Origin of the sequence: Paraburkholderia adhaesiva (assembly GCF_021390575.1) — a bacterium.
GTDB lineage: Bacteria > Pseudomonadota > Gammaproteobacteria > Burkholderiales > Burkholderiaceae > Paraburkholderia > Paraburkholderia adhaesiva.
The window spans coordinates 12,071-25,836 of the sequence record NZ_JAJEJQ010000001.1 but is presented as its reverse complement, the minus strand read 5'-3'; the positions used below and the strand labels follow the sequence as shown (position 1 = coordinate 25,836).

Here is a 13,766-nt window from a genome sequence, read left to right as displayed (position 1 = left end):
ACAGTGCAGGCAATCTTCGCACTGTCGATTCGTTTGGTTGAGCAGGTCGTCAAGGCCTTTGCAGCCAGGGGTTCGAAACCGTCTGTAAAGCGGCTTGCATCGAAACCCAACAAGCTGTTAAAAATTCAAAAATTCGCGGTTAGTTCTGTACCGGACGTTTTGGCATGGGCAAGCAATTGCGGTGCCCAAAACGACCAGTGTAACAACCCGGTAGTGAGCGTTGCGTATCCCGATATGCCGCGAGATCGTTCCTTATTCATACCAGTCTGCCGCGCGCTGCATAGTGGGATAACCACCAGATGAACACCGAGCCGCACCACCACCGGTGCGGCATATAAGAACCCAGTGCCATGAAAATTGCCATCCTTGACGACTACCAGGACGCCGTCCGAAAACTCGACTGCTTTCAACTGCTCGCCGACCACGAGGTCAAGGTCTTCAACAATACCGTACGCGGACTCGGCCAGTTGGCCAGCCGCCTCTCCGAAGTTGACGCGCTCGTACTGATCCGCGAGCGCACGCGCATCACATCGCAACTGCTCGACAAGCTTCCCCACCTGCGCATGATCAGCCAGACCGGCCGCGCCGGTTCGCATATCGACCTTGCCGCGTGTAGCGATCGCGGCATCGCCGTGCTCGAAGGCACCGGATCGCCGATCGCACCCGCTGAACTCACGTGGGCGCTCATCATGTCCGCGCAACGCCGGATTCCGCAGTACGTCTCGAACCTCAAGCAAGGCGCATGGCAGCAGTCAGGTCTGAAAACGTCGGCGATGCCGCCGAACTTCGGGCTCGGCCAGGTGCTGCGCGGGCAGACGCTCGGTATCTGGGGCTACGGGAAGATCGGCCGGCTCGTGGCGGGCTACGGCAAGGCGTTCGGGATGCGCGTGCTCATCTGGGGCCGCGAGCACTCGCTCGAAGCGGCGCGTGCCGACGGCTACGAAGCCGCCGCGAGCCGTGAAGCACTGTTCGAAGAAAGCGACGTGCTCTCGCTGCATCTGCGCCTGCACGACGACACGCGCGCGATCGTGAAGCAGGAAGATCTGTTGCGCATGAAACCGACGGCGCTGCTCGTCAATACGAGCCGCGCGGAACTGCTCGAAGAGAACGCGCTACTCGGTGCGCTCTCGCACAACCGGCCGGGGATGGTGGCGATCGACGTCTACGAGAGCGAGCCGATCCTGCAGGGCTACAGCCTGCTGCGCATGGAGAACGTGATCTGCACGCCGCACATCGGTTATGTGGAACGCGAGAGCTATGAGCTCTACTTCAGCGCGGCGTTTCGCAACATTCTCGCGTTCGATTCGGGCGATCTGGCGAGTGTCGCCAATCCGCAGGCGCTGCAAGGCGGACGGCGCAGGTAAGCTCGCAGCCCGCTTGCTGCCCCTGCTGCTGCAGGGGCAGACGCCCGGCTATACCGCCTGGACGTGCGCCGCGGCCTCGAGCACCTCGGGCAGGCGCGTGAGAAAACGCTCGCCGTCTACGCGGCCGAGGTTATAGGCGTGCTGCATCTGATGCGGGCTCGTGTAGTCCCAGCTCGAGATCGGCACCCTGGCCGACGGCTGCACGTAGATGCGCTGCTGCTCACCACGCTCGCCATGCGGCACGACAAACATCTGCGGACGCGGATAGAGGCGCGTCACCATCACGAGCACGCGGCCGGGCCCGTCGTCGAGTGCATCGACCGGTACGTTGTCGACCATCCCGCCATCGAGCACGGGGCGTCCGTTGCGTCGCAGAACGGGCGTGAACGGCGGCGTGCATGACGACTGCAGGATCAGGTCGGCGAGATCCTCGACGCTTTCGCATGCTTGCGCCGTCACGAATTCGGGGCGAAAGCCGAGCTTGCGGCCGAGCGTCGGATGCAGCGTCTTGCGGACGTACTTCTCGATGTTGTAGGCGACCAGCCCCGCCGCCACCGCGCTGCGCGCGCCGAGCCAGCGCGGTACGTGCGACACGCCGATGCGGATCTCGGGTGCATCGCCGAGCTTGCTGAAATGCTCGCCGTAAATGTCGAGCAGCGCCTGGCGGTAGATGCGGTAATGCGGAAACACCGATTCGCCGCGCAGCAGGTTGCCCCAATAGGCGTTGCGATTGTTATGGCGCAGTGCCTCTTCGTAGTAGCGCATGACCCAGTCGGCTTCGCGCGTGTAGAGCATGCACGCCGTGGCGGCGCCCGCCGAGATGCCCGTGATCACGCGCGGACGAATCTGCAGCTCGGGCTGGACGATGTCCCAGAAGCCCGCCTGCCACCAGCAGCGGTTACCGCCGCCCGCGAAAACTACCTGATCGAACATGTGTCCTGATTCCTTCTGGCGATCGGGGCGCGCTTTTAGTCGAGCAGCGCGTAAGTCGAGGTAGCGTGGACGGCCATCCGGCCATCTTCATCGTAGAGTTCCACTTCACCGAACACCAGATTGCGGCCCATGCGCAGCACGCGCGCCGTGACGAGCACATCGCCCTTGCGGACGGGACGCATAAAATTGGTGTTCAGCGCAACGGTCGTCATCGGCTTGAAGCCGCCCAGTGCCGCCGATATGGCGACGATCATCGCGGTATCGGCTGCGGCCATGAAGACCTGGCCGCAAATCACGCCGCCCGTGTGGCGCAGTTCGCCGGAAAACGGCAGGCGCAGGGTAACAGCGTCGTCGGTTACTTCGACCGGCGCCAGCCCAAGGGAGCGCACCCACGGCGCCAGCACGCGCTCGAGGAGTGCGTTGATTGCGTTGTCGTCCATCGTAAGCCTTTCAGAATGCGAGACCGGGCTGGGCTCCAGCGTGTGGCGAGGCACGCCCGGCGTATGAGCTTCGTGTCGCAACATCATACCGGCGAGCTTGGGTTGCGGCAGGAAATGGGCAATTTGGGGGCGGCGGGGAGTTGGTATCAACTGGCGCCGATCGGAGCCTGGAGCCGGCCGCAGACTTTTTTCAGGGTTTTCGCAAAAATGTCTTGGCAAGACGCAAGAAGTACTGCATAATTCCGCTTCTGTTGGGGCGTTAGCTCAGTTGGTAGAGCAGCGGACTCTTAATCCGTAGGTCGAGTGTTCGAGTCACTCACGCCCCACCAAGCATTCAAAGGGCTCCAAGCGATTGGAGCCCTTTTTCTTTGCTCCGCAAAATCGGACTTGCTCCGCAATCCGATGAAGATGTGGTCACTAGTGCGGCTCGACCCACATCTCACCTGGCGCTTCAGCGACCAAACCAACGATCGCTGGCACGAACTCCACCGCCGGGAAACAGATCTTGTCCTCACTCTGAACCAAGTCGAAATCCCGCACAGGTGGCCGGGTTCGTCCAATTCTGTTGAAAAACTCCCTTCTCTGCGCAACCGGACCGGTGTGCGAAAAATCGACCTCCCAGATCGCGCCATAAACCGTTCGCGAGCATCGGTTACGGGAAAAAGGCCCCCTGAAAACCTCAATTAATGCCCGGTAGCGGAGTTTCTCAACAGAATAGACGCGAAGCGGCGATCTAACGCTCCGATGGGCCACCGTTCGACTTGTGGCTGTTGTGGTGCGCTCCCGGATACCTGAATCCGTTTTCGGCAGTCGCCGCGCGACGATCCGCCGATGGAGCATTGACCTCTCCAGACGCGATTTGGCGTCCATGGTTCGGCGCCTGCGCGCAGACGCGCCGCATTCCCTTTCCCGTTCGTATAGCCTGATCCCTCCATTTGCTCTCTCGAAATGCAGGAGATCACTTCCATGGCACTAGAGCATATTTTCGCCGCCGAAGATGAACGGTCTGTATTGCAACGATCAATTACTGTCACGCTAATGATCGCCAGCCTTGGGGTGATTTTCGGGCTGTTTTCTGGCGCTTATTCGATCGTTTTCGATGGCGTCTATTCGCTCGTCGATGCAAGCATGAGCACGCTCGCCCTGGCTGTCGTGAGATTGATCACATCACACGCGGTGGATCTGGACTTGCCTCGGAAATGGCGTGAACGCTTCACCATGGGATTCTGGCACCTTGAGCCGATCGTACTCGGGCTGAATGGAACCTTGCTGGTCTGCGTCGCGATCTATGCGTTAATCAATGCGGTCATGCGTCTGATCGCCGGTGGAAATGAACTGCAGTTCGGTTCCGCGTTTGCTTACGCTATGGTGACCGCGTGCACATGCTTCTCTATGGCGGTGATCGAGAGTCGGGCGAATCGCCGCATTCAGTCCGATTTCCTGCGCCTCGATATCAAGTCGTGGATTATGTCTGGTGGCATTACCACGGCATTATTGGTCGCATTCGCGATAGGCTACGCGATCCACGGAACGACTCTCTCGCACTGGTCGAGCTACGTCGATCCGTTGGCACTCGCATTTGTTAGTCTGGTGATCATTCCCATCCCTCTTGCTGAAATCCGGCGATCACTGATGGAACTCCTTCTTGTGGCCCCGCCCGACCTTAAAGCGCATGTAGACACCGTCGCACAACGCTTTGTCCAGCGTTATGCCTTTCTATATTTCCGCTCCTACGTTGCCAAAGTCGGCCGCTCCCGGGAGATCGAACTGTATTTCATCGTTCAACGCGAGGCGGCTGCGAAGCCGCTGACGGAGTGGGACGCGATACGCGATGAAATTGGCAACGCACTAGGCGGTGACGACGCACATCGCTGGCTCACGATCATATTCACAAGCGATCCTGCCTGGGCCGAATGAGCGATCCAGCGCCTCGAATTCGCTCTCTCAACTTGCCGAGCCACAGCGCGGTGAGCGTTGAGCGGCTCCGGACGTTGAATTTGGTATAGATCGACTTGATGTGGACATGCGTCGTGTTCGGACTCTGGCCGCCGCCGCCATGGCTTCGGTTTGGGTTTCGGTTCCATTCGAACTGCCGCAGTAGAGCGACACAACGTGTTGCGCGTTCGCCGTGCATGCGCGCTTCCTTCACGTTCTCCGTTGATTCTCGACGAGCACACGGAACATGTCGCCATGGAAACGATTGCGATGCAATGCATCGGGCAGCCGCCGTCCCCGACGGACGCCCGACCGTTTTTTATCGTTCCCTCGTCGTTTCTCCGCTTTGGCTTGCAACGTTGCCAGGACCGCAAGTCACTTCACCGGAGTCAGAATCGGCGCGTCGATGTCTTTCATCAGGAATACCAGGAATTTGGCCGGCCTGGTTTGACTGGCATTGCGCCCGACCGTGTGCACATCGTTCGGGCCTTCGTAGAAGGTCTGGCCGGGTTTCAAGGTGACGGTCTGACCACCGCGAACGCCCATAACAATCGACCCTTCCAGCACGTAGATGAACCCATGCGCGTCATGCCGATGCACCGGATCCACGCTGCCGGGCGGATACTCGACCGAGAGCACCGTGACCTCCTTGCCCGGATAGTCGTCCAGTGCCTTTCTCATCAGCGGCGTGACTTTAGCTTCCGGCGGCTCGTGCGCTTGCACAGCGCCCGCTACCAGCAGCAACGACGCGAACAGCAATCTGGAAATGTGCATGACAGCGCTCCTTCGCGCCGCGATCAGGCCAGGCCCGACTTGTCGATGCCAAACGCTTTGTCGTAGATGCCCGGCGGAATGCGGAAGCCGATGTTGACCCGATTCCACGCATTGATCGACATCACCTGGAAGGTCAGGTCGGACAACTCCTTCTCGGAGAACTGCGTCCGCACGCGATCGTAGATTTCATCGCTTACGCCCAGCGGCGAAATCTGCGTGAGTGCGTCGGTCCAGGCCAGCGCAGCACGCTCGCGCGGCGTGAACAGGTTGGATTCGCGCCACGCGGCCACGTGATGAAGGCGCAACGCACGCTCGCCATGGATCGTGGCTTCCTTCACGTGCATGTCGACGCAGAACGAGCACCCGTTGAGTTGCGAGGCCCGGAGATCGACGAGATGGCGGATGGATTCCTCGATCGCGGATTTCTTGAGCGCGAGGCTGAATTCGACGAACTTCTTGAACAGTTCGGGGGATTGCTGCTGGTAGTCGATGCGGTGGGTCATGACATGTCCTCTGAGTGATTGAAGGGGAGATCGTTGCGGAAATGCGCGTTGCGGAAATGCGGCTCAGTCTCGCGCGACGGAGCGGCTAAGCCATGTATGGAAGCGCGTCGGGCCGGTGCGATGCCCGTTGCCGGCGACGAGCGTGCGGTCGTCCAGTTCGCTGCCGAAATAGCGAGCGTGGACATCGGCGATCACGGTTCGCGGATCCTTGTGCGCGGCGAGGAATTTGCGTGCGAGTTCGTCCAGAGGGAAGCGGTCCGGACCTGCGACTTCAACGGTGTCGTTCAATGGCATGCCCGTCGCAAGATCGGCGAGGACGGCCGAGACGTCGTCGGCGGCGATCGGCTGGATCAGCGCGGGCGAAAGGCGCACCACATCGCCTTGAGCGCTGGATTCGATGATGCCGCCGACGAATTCGAAGAACTGGGTCGCGCGCAGCAGCGTGTATGGAATCGGCGACGCCTTGATCTGCGTTTCCTGCACGGACTTGGCGCGGAAATAGCCGCTCTGCTGCAGGCGTTCGGTGCCAACGACAGAGAGGGCAAGATGGTGCTCGACGCCCGCAGCGTGCTCTGCGACCGACAGGTTGCGGGTCGTCGTCTCGAAGAAGGTCATCACTGCCTCGTCCTCGAAGGACGGCGCATTGGCGACATCGACGACGACTTGCGCGCCTTCCAGCACCCGGGCCAACCCTTGGCCCGTCATCAAGTCCACGCCGGTCGATGGCGATGCGGCCACCACTTCGTGACCATCGCGGCCGAGCCGCTGCACGACGTTTGAGCCGATCAGTCCGGTACCACCAATAACGACGACTTTCATGTTCCTCTCCCTCCGGTTTGGAATGCCCAGGGCATGCAGCGTTATTCGATGGGTGAAGTATCATTTCCGGCAGCCGGCGCCGCTTTGCCTGCACCTTGCATTTCCGTCCAGAATTCCTTGGATTTCTTCGCTGCGCGCCGGGTGCGCCTTACTCCGGCTGCTTCCCCGACCTGGAGTCCCGAATGCAATGGGTTTTCGCTGACTGCATGCTGGACCTGGAGCGTCGCGACTTGCGCCGCGCTTCCCAGCCGGTCGCCACGACGCCGAAGGTGTTCGATCTGCTGGTTTATCTGGCGAGTCATCGCAACCGCGTCGTGGGCCGTGACGAGCTGATCGATGCGGTGTGGGGCGGACGCGTGATTTCCGAATCCACCGTTGCCAGCCACGTCAACGCGGCGCGCACCGCGGTCGGCGACGACGGTCAGCAGCAGCGCGTGATCAAGACCGTGGCGCGCAGGGGATTCCGGTTTGTCGCCGACGTCACCGAACAACAGGCATCGCTTCAGTCCAGCGATGCAACGACGGCAGCCGAAACGTCATCGACGGAAACGGTGCAGGCCAGCAAGCCTTCCATCGCCGTCCTGCCGTTCGTCAATCTCAGCGGTGACCCTGAGCAGGATTACCTGGCCGATGGCGTGATCGAGGACGTCATCACCGCGCTGTCGCGATACCGATGGTTGTTCGTCGTGGCACGCAATTCGAGCTTTACGTACAAGCATCGAAACGTGGATGTGAAGCAGATCGGACGAGAGCTTGGCGTGCGCTATGTACTCGAAGGCAGTTGGCGGCACGCGCAGGGCCGCGTTCGCATCACCGGCCAGCTGGTCGATGCAAGCACCGGTGCAACGCATTGGGCGGGCCGCTTCGAGGGCGTACTCAACAATATCTTCGAGTTTCAGGACCAGATTGCCGAGAGTGTGGTCGGCGCGATCGCGCCGCAGCTCGAACAGGCGGAGATCACTCGCGCGCGGTACAAACCGACCGAAGTCCTGGATGCATACGACTATTACCTGCGCGGCATGGCACAGCTTCATCAGGGCACCCGTGAGGCGATTGACGAAGCGTTGCCGCTATTCCAGCGCGCGTTTGCTTGCGATCCGGATTACGCGTCGGCGTATGCGATGGCGGCCTGGTGTCATTGCTGGCGCAAGGTCAATGGCTGGATGCAGGATCGCCCGCGGGAAATGGCCGAAGGCGCGCGCCTGGCGCGCCGTGCGGTCGAACTTGGCAAATACGATGCCGTGGCGCTCGCGCGCGCCGGGCACGCCCTGGGACATCTGGCCGGTGACCTCGCCGAAGGCATTGCGATTCTGGATCGGGCGCTCGAACTGAATCCCAATCTTGCGGCTGCGTTGTTCCTCGGCGCGTTCCTTCGCTTGTGGCACGGCGAGACCGAACAGGCGATCAGGCAATTCAGCCATGCGTTGCAGTTGAGCCCTGTCGATCCGGAACGCTACCGGATGCAGTTCGGGTTATCGGCTGCGCACTTGTTCATGCGTAACTTCGCCGAGGCCGCTGCGTGGGCCGAGAAAGCCGTCCGCGATTTGCCGGGTTTCGGCCTGGCGCACGCAGTGCTCGCCGCGAGCCGGGGCTGGCTCGGGAAACAGGAGGAAGCGAGACAAGCCGCGATTCACTTGCACGTTCTGATGCCGGACATGCGCCTCGACAATTTGACCGACTGGCTGCCGATCCAGCGCGGCGAAAATCTTGCCGTTCTGGCAGAAGGCCTCGCCACGGCCGGGTTCGATCCTGAAGCACGCGAGGACTGAACCGCGCCGTGTTATCGAAGACGACCAGGTTTGGCGCGGTTTTCGATTTACGTCACTTTCCCCGGCTGTTCGCACGCGGCGGCCCCGAACGCCTTACCAGAGCGGCTCGCAGCCATCGACCGGCAAGCTCCCCGCGACCGCCCGCTGATTCTCGCCGCGAAAATCCGCCTAGTCCGTAATGGCGATATGGACGTTATCGTTTGCATCGACGCGAAACTCATTGACCCGGCCCGCCCGGACGTCGAGCAACAGCCGGTCGAGCGCCTCGACCTTTGCGGGATCTTTACCGACCGGCTGAATCAGCTGCACGCTTTTGCCCGAAGCCGCCGTGTGCGCCTCGACGAGGAGGTGAATGGCGTCCTCTCGCGTCATGAAAATGCGGTTCATCATTTGCCCCCGATTTGATGTAGCGACAAATTTAGCATGGCGGCAGCAGCGGATCGACTCTCGCACCTCAGAATCGACGGGTGCACCGGAAACTGCGGCCCCGACAGCGCCACTTACAGGAACGGCTTGCCGTCAACCTGCTCATAAACGACCTTGCCGTCTTCGTCCTCGAACACTTCGAGGTAGTTACGCGCCCCGCAAAGCGGGCAGCGGAACAGGGGACCCTGGCCTTCGTTCTTGATGACCACTTCGCTCTGTTCCCAGGGCGTGCCGCACGACTGGTTGCGGCAGACGAATGTTTCGGACATGCGTGTTCTCCTTCCTGACTATTACGGTATTGCGGTATTCCGGCCGCAAGACTACAGCATGCGCGACCGGAAAGCCGAAATACTTTCCTCGACTGTTCGATTTTGAAGCACTGCCGAAGCGAACTGTTGCGCTCCGGAGCAATCGGCCTTGAGCGTCTCCTCTCCGGTGCAATGCCCCTCATCCCCCGCGTACACGGCCCCGCGTGCGCCTCCCGAGACAAATCCTCCGCTGGCACGGTTCTGGCGTAAGCGCCTGCCGGAAGAGCGGCACGCCGCTCCCGTCCATATCGGTACCGAGAACATAGAGGAGCACAACCATGAATCACGCAGACATGCAGTTCCTGACCACCGAATTCCCGTACAAGCGACAATACGGCAACTTCATCGGCGGCGAATGGGTCGCGCCACTGGGCGGCGAATACTTCGACGACATTTCGCCGATCACCGGCCATGCGTTCACGTCGATTCCCCGCTCGCGCGAAGCGGACATCGAACTCGCGCTCGACGCCGCGCACAAGGCAAAAGCCGCCTGGGGCAAGACCTCGCCGACCGATCGCGCGAACATCCTGAACCGCATCGCCGATCGCCTCGAGCAGAACCTGCACAAGCTCGCCGTCGCCGAAACGATCGACAACGGCAAGCCGCTGCGCGAAACGCTCGCCGCCGATATCCCGCTCGCCATCGATCACTTCCGCTATTTCGCGGGCTGCGTGCGCGCACAAGAGGGCGGCATCTCCGAGATCGATCACGACACCGTCGCCTATCACTTCCACGAGCCGCTCGGCGTAGTCGGCCAGATCATTCCGTGGAATTTCCCGATCCTGATGGCCGCGTGGAAGCTCGCGCCAGCGCTCGCGGCCGGCAACTGCGTCGTGCTCAAGCCCGCCGAGCAGACGCCCGCGTCGATGCTCGTGCTCGTCGAACTGATTCAGGATCTGCTGCCGCCGGGCGTGCTGAATGTCGTGAACGGTTTCGGCCTCGAAGCGGGTAAGCCGCTCGCGTCGAATCGCCGCATCTCGAAGATCGCCTTCACCGGCGAGACCACGACGGGCCGCCTGATCATGCAGTACGCGAGCCAGAACATCATCCCCGTCACGCTCGAACTGGGCGGCAAGAGCCCGAACATTTTCTTCGCCGATGTCCTCGACCACGACGACAGTTACTTCGACAAAGCGCTCGAAGGTTTCGCGATGTTCGCGCTCAATCAGGGCGAAGTGTGCACGTGTCCGTCGCGCGTGTTGATCGATGAAAAGATCTACGACCGTTTCATGGAACGCGCGCTCAAGCGCGTGGCCGCGGTCCAGCAGGGCCATCCGCTCGACCCGAAGACGATGATCGGCGCGCAGGCCTCGCAGGAGCAGCTCGAAAAGATCCTGTCGTATATCGACCTCGGCAAGCAGGAGGGCGCAGAGTGCCTGATCGGCGGCGAGCGCAATGCGTTGTCGGGTGAACTCAGCGCCGGCTACTACGTGAAGCCGACCGTGTTCCGCGGTCACAACAAGATGCGCATCTTCCAGGAAGAGATCTTCGGGCCGGTGGTTTCCGTGACGACGTTCAAGACCGAAGAGGAAGCGCTCGAAATCGCCAACGACACGCTCTACGGTCTCGGCGCGGGCGTCTGGACGCGCGACGGAGGACGCGCTTACCGCTTCGGCCGCGCAATCGAAGCCGGGCGCGTGTGGACCAACTGCTATCACGCCTATCCCGCGCACGCAGCGTTCGGCGGATACAAGCAGTCGGGCATCGGCCGCGAGAATCACAAGATGATGCTCGACCACTATCAGCAGACGAAGAACCTGCTCGTCAGCTATAGCAACAAGCCGCTCGGCTTCTTCTGAGCGATTTGTCGATGTGAGTACGGCGCGCGAGATGCATACGCGTTTCGCGCGCCGCACGTTCCCTTCACAGCACGATCCGCGCGAGGAGCGACATGGACACGGTGCTTCGCGTCACGGCCACACCCGCAGCGCTCGCGCTGATCGAGCGGCTCGCGGGCGAGCATGGCCCGCTCCTCTTTCACCAGTCCGGTGGCTGTTGCGATGGCAGCGCGCCGATGTGCTTTCCAGTAGGCGAATTCATGGTCGGCACGTCGGACGTGCGGCTCGGCGAAATCGGCGGCATGCCGTTCTACATGACCGCTGCGCAATTCGAATACTGGCAGCACACGCAGCTCGTCATCGACGCGGTGCCAGGCAATGGCGGCATGTTCTCGCTGGAACGGCCCACCGGACTGCGCTTTCTCACACGCTCGCGGCTCTTTAACGACGCCGAGAACGCGTGGCTCGACACGCATCCTGTCGCGCGAGTGGATGGATGAACCGCTTCAGGCGCCCACGTCGCGCGGTGCGGATAACGGTGCACCTGGAGCGGCGAGCGCGTCGTCGCTATCGTCTTTCAAATTCACGCCGGTGAAACCGAGCGCGCGTGAGCGCGTGAGCAGATAGTGCAGCTTCGCCGCGGCCGCGCCGTAACCCAGGCCATCGGGGCGAACGTTCGAGATGCAGTTGCGTTCGGCGTCGGTGCGACCTGTGCGCGGCGTGGCGGTCAGATAGAGGCCGAGGCTGTCCGGCGAACTGAGTCCGGGCCGCTCGCCGATCAGCATCACGACGAACCGCGCGCGCAAACATTCACCGATCTCGTCGCCCAGCGCCACGCGCGACTGCCGCGCGACCACGATTGGCCCAACTCGCCAGTCGTTGAGCAACGGCCGCAACGCATCGAGCAACGGAAGCGCGTGCGTCGCAGCAGCGAGTGAAGAAAGACCATCCGCGATGACGAAAACGACATCGGTGCTCGCGCCTGCTGCGTCGTGCAACGCGCGAACGCTCGCATCGTCGAGACGCCGTCCAAGATCGGGTCGGCGCAGGTAGTGATCGCGATCGGGAGCGGCGCTGTGTACGTCGATTGAAGTCAGCTCGCGTTCGCGCAGTGCCGCATGCAACGCGTCGGCGTCGAGCGGCTGCTGCACCGCATCGCGTGCCTGTGCATGCGCAAGTTCGAAGGCAAGCAACGGTGCGGTCGGCAACCCGCTTCCCGCGCGACCCAGCGCAATGCGCGCACGTGTGAAGCGGCGCAACGCGTCCCACGGATTCGCTTCGACCGGTCCGCTCATGCGCCCTCCACCCAGTTCGCAGCCGATGAGAGCAACGCTTGCTCCCGGGAAGCGCTCAGCAACGTGCCGCGCGCATCGGCGATCTGCATCTGCGCGAGCCACGTCTCGAACTCCGGCGCGCGACGCAGACCGAGCACGTCGCGCAGATAAAGCGCATCGTGAAACGACGTGCTCTGGTAGTTGAGCATCACGTCGTCGGCGCCGGGCACGCCCATGATGAAATTCACGCCCGCCACGCCGAGCAGCGTGAGCAGCGTATCCATGTCGTTCTGGTCGGCCTGCGCGTGATTCGTGTAGCAGATGTCACAACCCATCGGCACGCCAAGCAGCTTGCCGCAGAAGTGATCCTCGAGCCCCGCGCGGATGATCTGCTTGCCGTCGTAGAGATACTCCGGCCCGATGAAACCCACGACCGTATTCACCAGCAGCGGCCGGTAACGCCGCGCGACGGCGTAGGCGCGCGCTTCGCAGGTCTGCTGGTCGATGCCGTGATTCGCGTTTGCGGACAGCGCGCTGCCCTGACCGGTCTCGAAGTACATGACGTTATCGCCGAGCGTTCCGCGCTCAAGCGAGAGCGCCGCCTCGTGCGCCTCGTCGAGCAGCGCGAGCGAGATGCCGAAACTCGCGTTCGCCGCCTGCGTCCCCGCGATCGACTGAAACACGAGATCGACCGGCGCGCCTTTTTCGATCGCGGCAAGCGTGTTCGTCACATGCGTGAGCACGCACGACTGAGTCGGCACCGCGTAGCGCTCGCGAAAACCGTCGATCATGTCGAGCAGCGGGATGATCGCGGCGAGGTTGTCGGAGGCGGGATTCACGCCGATTACCGCGTCGCCGCAGCCGTACATCAGGCCATCGAGCATCGACGCAGCAATGCCTTTGACATCGTCGGTTGGATGATTGGGTTGCAGACGCACCGAAAGACGGCCGGGCAAGCCGATCGTATTGCGAAAACGCGTGACCACCGGACGCTTCTTCGCCACCGCGATGAGATCCTGATTGCGCATCAGCTTCGACACGGCGGCGACCATCTCTGGCGTGAGGCCGTCGGAGAGGGCGGCGAGCGTGGGGGCATCGGTCGAATCCGCCAGCAGCCACTCGCGGAATTCGCCGACGGTCAGCGACGCAACAGGCGCGAAGGCCTGCGCCGAATGGCTATCGACGATCAGCCGCGTCACCTCGTCCGTTTCATAGGGAATCAGCGGCTCGTCGAGAAACGCGCGCAGCGGCAGGTCGGCCAGCGCGAGCTTTGCCGCGACGCGTTCTTCTTCGGATTCGGCGGCGAGGCCCGCGAGCTGGTCGCCGGAGCGCGGCGGGCTCGCCTTTGCGAGCAGCGTGCGTAGACCTTCGAAGCGATAGACACGGCTACCTATCGTCTGAACATGCGTCGTCGCATGGCTCATCGGGGACGCTCCGGTGCAG

The 13,766-nt window shown here is 62.1% G+C and carries 14 protein-coding genes and 1 tRNA gene; 6 read left to right on the top strand and 9 right to left on the bottom strand.

The annotated features are described in order from the left end of the window. The first annotated feature begins 350 nt into the window (after window positions 1-350). Complete coding sequence (locus L0U80_RS00140) at window positions 351-1,364, top strand: D-2-hydroxyacid dehydrogenase family protein (protein ID WP_233861625.1); 1,014 nt, start codon at window positions 351-353, stop codon at window positions 1,362-1,364. 48 nt (window positions 1,365-1,412) lie between these two features. Here the strand turns inward: L0U80_RS00140 and L0U80_RS00135 are convergent, their stop codons facing one another. Together L0U80_RS00135 and L0U80_RS00130 are read right to left on the bottom strand one after the other, a co-directional pair. After that, window positions 1,413-2,297 (bottom strand): patatin-like phospholipase family protein, encoded by an 885-nt coding sequence (locus L0U80_RS00135; RefSeq protein ID WP_233861623.1) that lies wholly within the window; start codon window positions 2,295-2,297, stop codon window positions 1,413-1,415. 35 nt (window positions 2,298-2,332) lie between these two features. Next, on the bottom strand, window positions 2,333-2,737 hold the full coding sequence (locus L0U80_RS00130; protein WP_233861620.1) for a PaaI family thioesterase: 405 nt from the start codon (window positions 2,735-2,737) through the stop codon (window positions 2,333-2,335). A 253-nt stretch (window positions 2,738-2,990) separates the two neighbouring features. Between L0U80_RS00130 and L0U80_RS00125 the strand changes: the two genes are divergently transcribed. After that, window positions 2,991-3,066 (top strand) — tRNA-Lys (locus L0U80_RS00125). Window positions 3,067-3,703: 637 nt separating this feature from the next. Further along, the gene (locus L0U80_RS00120) at window positions 3,704-4,654 is read left to right on the top strand and encodes a cation diffusion facilitator family transporter (protein ID WP_233861617.1); all 951 of its coding nucleotides are present in this window, start codon (window positions 3,704-3,706) and stop codon (window positions 4,652-4,654) included. A 393-nt stretch (window positions 4,655-5,047) separates the two neighbouring features. Here L0U80_RS00120 and L0U80_RS00115 read toward each other — a convergent pair whose 3' ends face one another. The 3 genes from L0U80_RS00115 to L0U80_RS00105 all read right to left on the bottom strand — a co-directional run bounded on the left by L0U80_RS00115 (window position 5,048) and on the right by L0U80_RS00105 (window position 6,768). Next, complete coding sequence (locus L0U80_RS00115; RefSeq protein WP_233861614.1) at window positions 5,048-5,446, bottom strand: cupin domain-containing protein; 399 nt, start codon at window positions 5,444-5,446, stop codon at window positions 5,048-5,050. A 23-nt stretch (window positions 5,447-5,469) separates the two neighbouring features. Next, entirely contained in the window at window positions 5,470-5,949 is a 480-nt protein-coding gene (locus L0U80_RS00110; protein ID WP_233861611.1) for a carboxymuconolactone decarboxylase family protein, read from the bottom strand. 63 nt (window positions 5,950-6,012) lie between these two features. Next, complete coding sequence (locus tag L0U80_RS00105; protein WP_233861609.1) at window positions 6,013-6,768, bottom strand: SDR family oxidoreductase; 756 nt, start codon at window positions 6,766-6,768, stop codon at window positions 6,013-6,015. A 182-nt stretch (window positions 6,769-6,950) separates the two neighbouring features. Here L0U80_RS00105 and L0U80_RS00100 point away from each other — a divergent pair, with 182 nt between their 5' ends. Continuing rightward, entirely contained in the window at window positions 6,951-8,537 is a 1,587-nt protein-coding gene (locus L0U80_RS00100; protein ID WP_233861606.1) for a winged helix-turn-helix domain-containing tetratricopeptide repeat protein, read from the top strand. A 168-nt stretch (window positions 8,538-8,705) separates the two neighbouring features. Here the strand turns inward: L0U80_RS00100 and L0U80_RS31760 are convergent, their stop codons facing one another. Together L0U80_RS31760 and L0U80_RS00090 are read right to left on the bottom strand one after the other, a co-directional pair. Next, window positions 8,706-8,909, bottom strand: a complete 204-nt coding sequence (locus L0U80_RS31760) for a hypothetical protein (protein WP_373322169.1) — start codon at window positions 8,907-8,909, stop codon at window positions 8,706-8,708. Window positions 8,910-9,037: 128 nt separating this feature from the next. After that, complete coding sequence (locus L0U80_RS00090) at window positions 9,038-9,232, bottom strand: hypothetical protein (RefSeq protein ID WP_233861600.1); 195 nt, start codon at window positions 9,230-9,232, stop codon at window positions 9,038-9,040. Window positions 9,233-9,549: 317 nt separating this feature from the next. Here L0U80_RS00090 and adh point away from each other — a divergent pair, with 317 nt between their 5' ends. Both adh and L0U80_RS00080 read left to right on the top strand, forming a co-directional pair. Then, a complete protein-coding gene (adh, locus tag L0U80_RS00085; RefSeq protein WP_233861597.1) occupies window positions 9,550-11,070 on the top strand; it encodes an aldehyde dehydrogenase in 1,521 nt (506 codons plus the stop codon). 92 nt (window positions 11,071-11,162) lie between these two features. Continuing rightward, window positions 11,163-11,549 carry a DUF779 domain-containing protein gene (locus L0U80_RS00080; protein ID WP_233861594.1) on the top strand — a complete coding sequence of 129 codons (387 nt, stop codon included), beginning with the start codon at window positions 11,163-11,165 and terminating at the stop codon, window positions 11,547-11,549. Between the two features lie 6 nt (window positions 11,550-11,555). Here L0U80_RS00080 and eutC read toward each other — a convergent pair whose 3' ends face one another. Further along, window positions 11,556-12,344 (bottom strand): ethanolamine ammonia-lyase subunit EutC, encoded by a 789-nt coding sequence (eutC, locus tag L0U80_RS00075; protein ID WP_233861591.1) that lies wholly within the window; start codon window positions 12,342-12,344, stop codon window positions 11,556-11,558. Next, window positions 12,341-13,747, bottom strand: coding sequence for an ethanolamine ammonia-lyase subunit EutB (locus L0U80_RS00070; protein WP_233861588.1), 1,407 nt, complete (start codon window positions 13,745-13,747; stop codon window positions 12,341-12,343). Before L0U80_RS00070 ends, eutC begins: the two co-directional genes overlap by 4 nt. Between the last annotated feature and the right edge of the window lie 19 nt (window positions 13,748-13,766).

What these genes read in the sequence shown, in the direction of transcription:
- L0U80_RS00140 (WP_233861625.1), top strand. Translation starts at nt 351, where the DNA reads ATGAAAATTGCCATCCTTGACGACTACCAGGACGCCGTCCGAAAACTC.
- L0U80_RS00135 (WP_233861623.1), bottom strand. Translation starts at nt 2,297, where the DNA reads ATGTTCGATCAGGTAGTTTTCGCGGGCGGCGGTAACCGCTGCTGGTGG.
- L0U80_RS00130 (WP_233861620.1), bottom strand. Translation starts at nt 2,737, where the DNA reads ATGGACGACAACGCAATCAACGCACTCCTCGAGCGCGTGCTGGCGCCG.
- L0U80_RS00120 (WP_233861617.1), top strand. Translation starts at nt 3,704, where the DNA reads ATGGCACTAGAGCATATTTTCGCCGCCGAAGATGAACGGTCTGTATTG.
- L0U80_RS00115 (WP_233861614.1), bottom strand. Translation starts at nt 5,446, where the DNA reads ATGCACATTTCCAGATTGCTGTTCGCGTCGTTGCTGCTGGTAGCGGGC.
- L0U80_RS00110 (WP_233861611.1), bottom strand. Translation starts at nt 5,949, where the DNA reads ATGACCCACCGCATCGACTACCAGCAGCAATCCCCCGAACTGTTCAAG.
- L0U80_RS00105 (WP_233861609.1), bottom strand. Translation starts at nt 6,768, where the DNA reads ATGAAAGTCGTCGTTATTGGTGGTACCGGACTGATCGGCTCAAACGTC.
- L0U80_RS00100 (WP_233861606.1), top strand. Translation starts at nt 6,951, where the DNA reads ATGCAATGGGTTTTCGCTGACTGCATGCTGGACCTGGAGCGTCGCGAC.
- L0U80_RS31760 (WP_373322169.1), bottom strand. Translation starts at nt 8,909, where the DNA reads ATGACGCGAGAGGACGCCATTCACCTCCTCGTCGAGGCGCACACGGCG.
- L0U80_RS00090 (WP_233861600.1), bottom strand. Translation starts at nt 9,232, where the DNA reads ATGTCCGAAACATTCGTCTGCCGCAACCAGTCGTGCGGCACGCCCTGG.
- adh (WP_233861597.1), top strand. Translation starts at nt 9,550, where the DNA reads ATGAATCACGCAGACATGCAGTTCCTGACCACCGAATTCCCGTACAAG.
- L0U80_RS00080 (WP_233861594.1), top strand. Translation starts at nt 11,163, where the DNA reads ATGGACACGGTGCTTCGCGTCACGGCCACACCCGCAGCGCTCGCGCTG.
- eutC (WP_233861591.1), bottom strand. Translation starts at nt 12,344, where the DNA reads ATGAGCGGACCGGTCGAAGCGAATCCGTGGGACGCGTTGCGCCGCTTC.
- L0U80_RS00070 (WP_233861588.1), bottom strand. Translation starts at nt 13,747, where the DNA reads ATGAGCCATGCGACGACGCATGTTCAGACGATAGGTAGCCGTGTCTAT.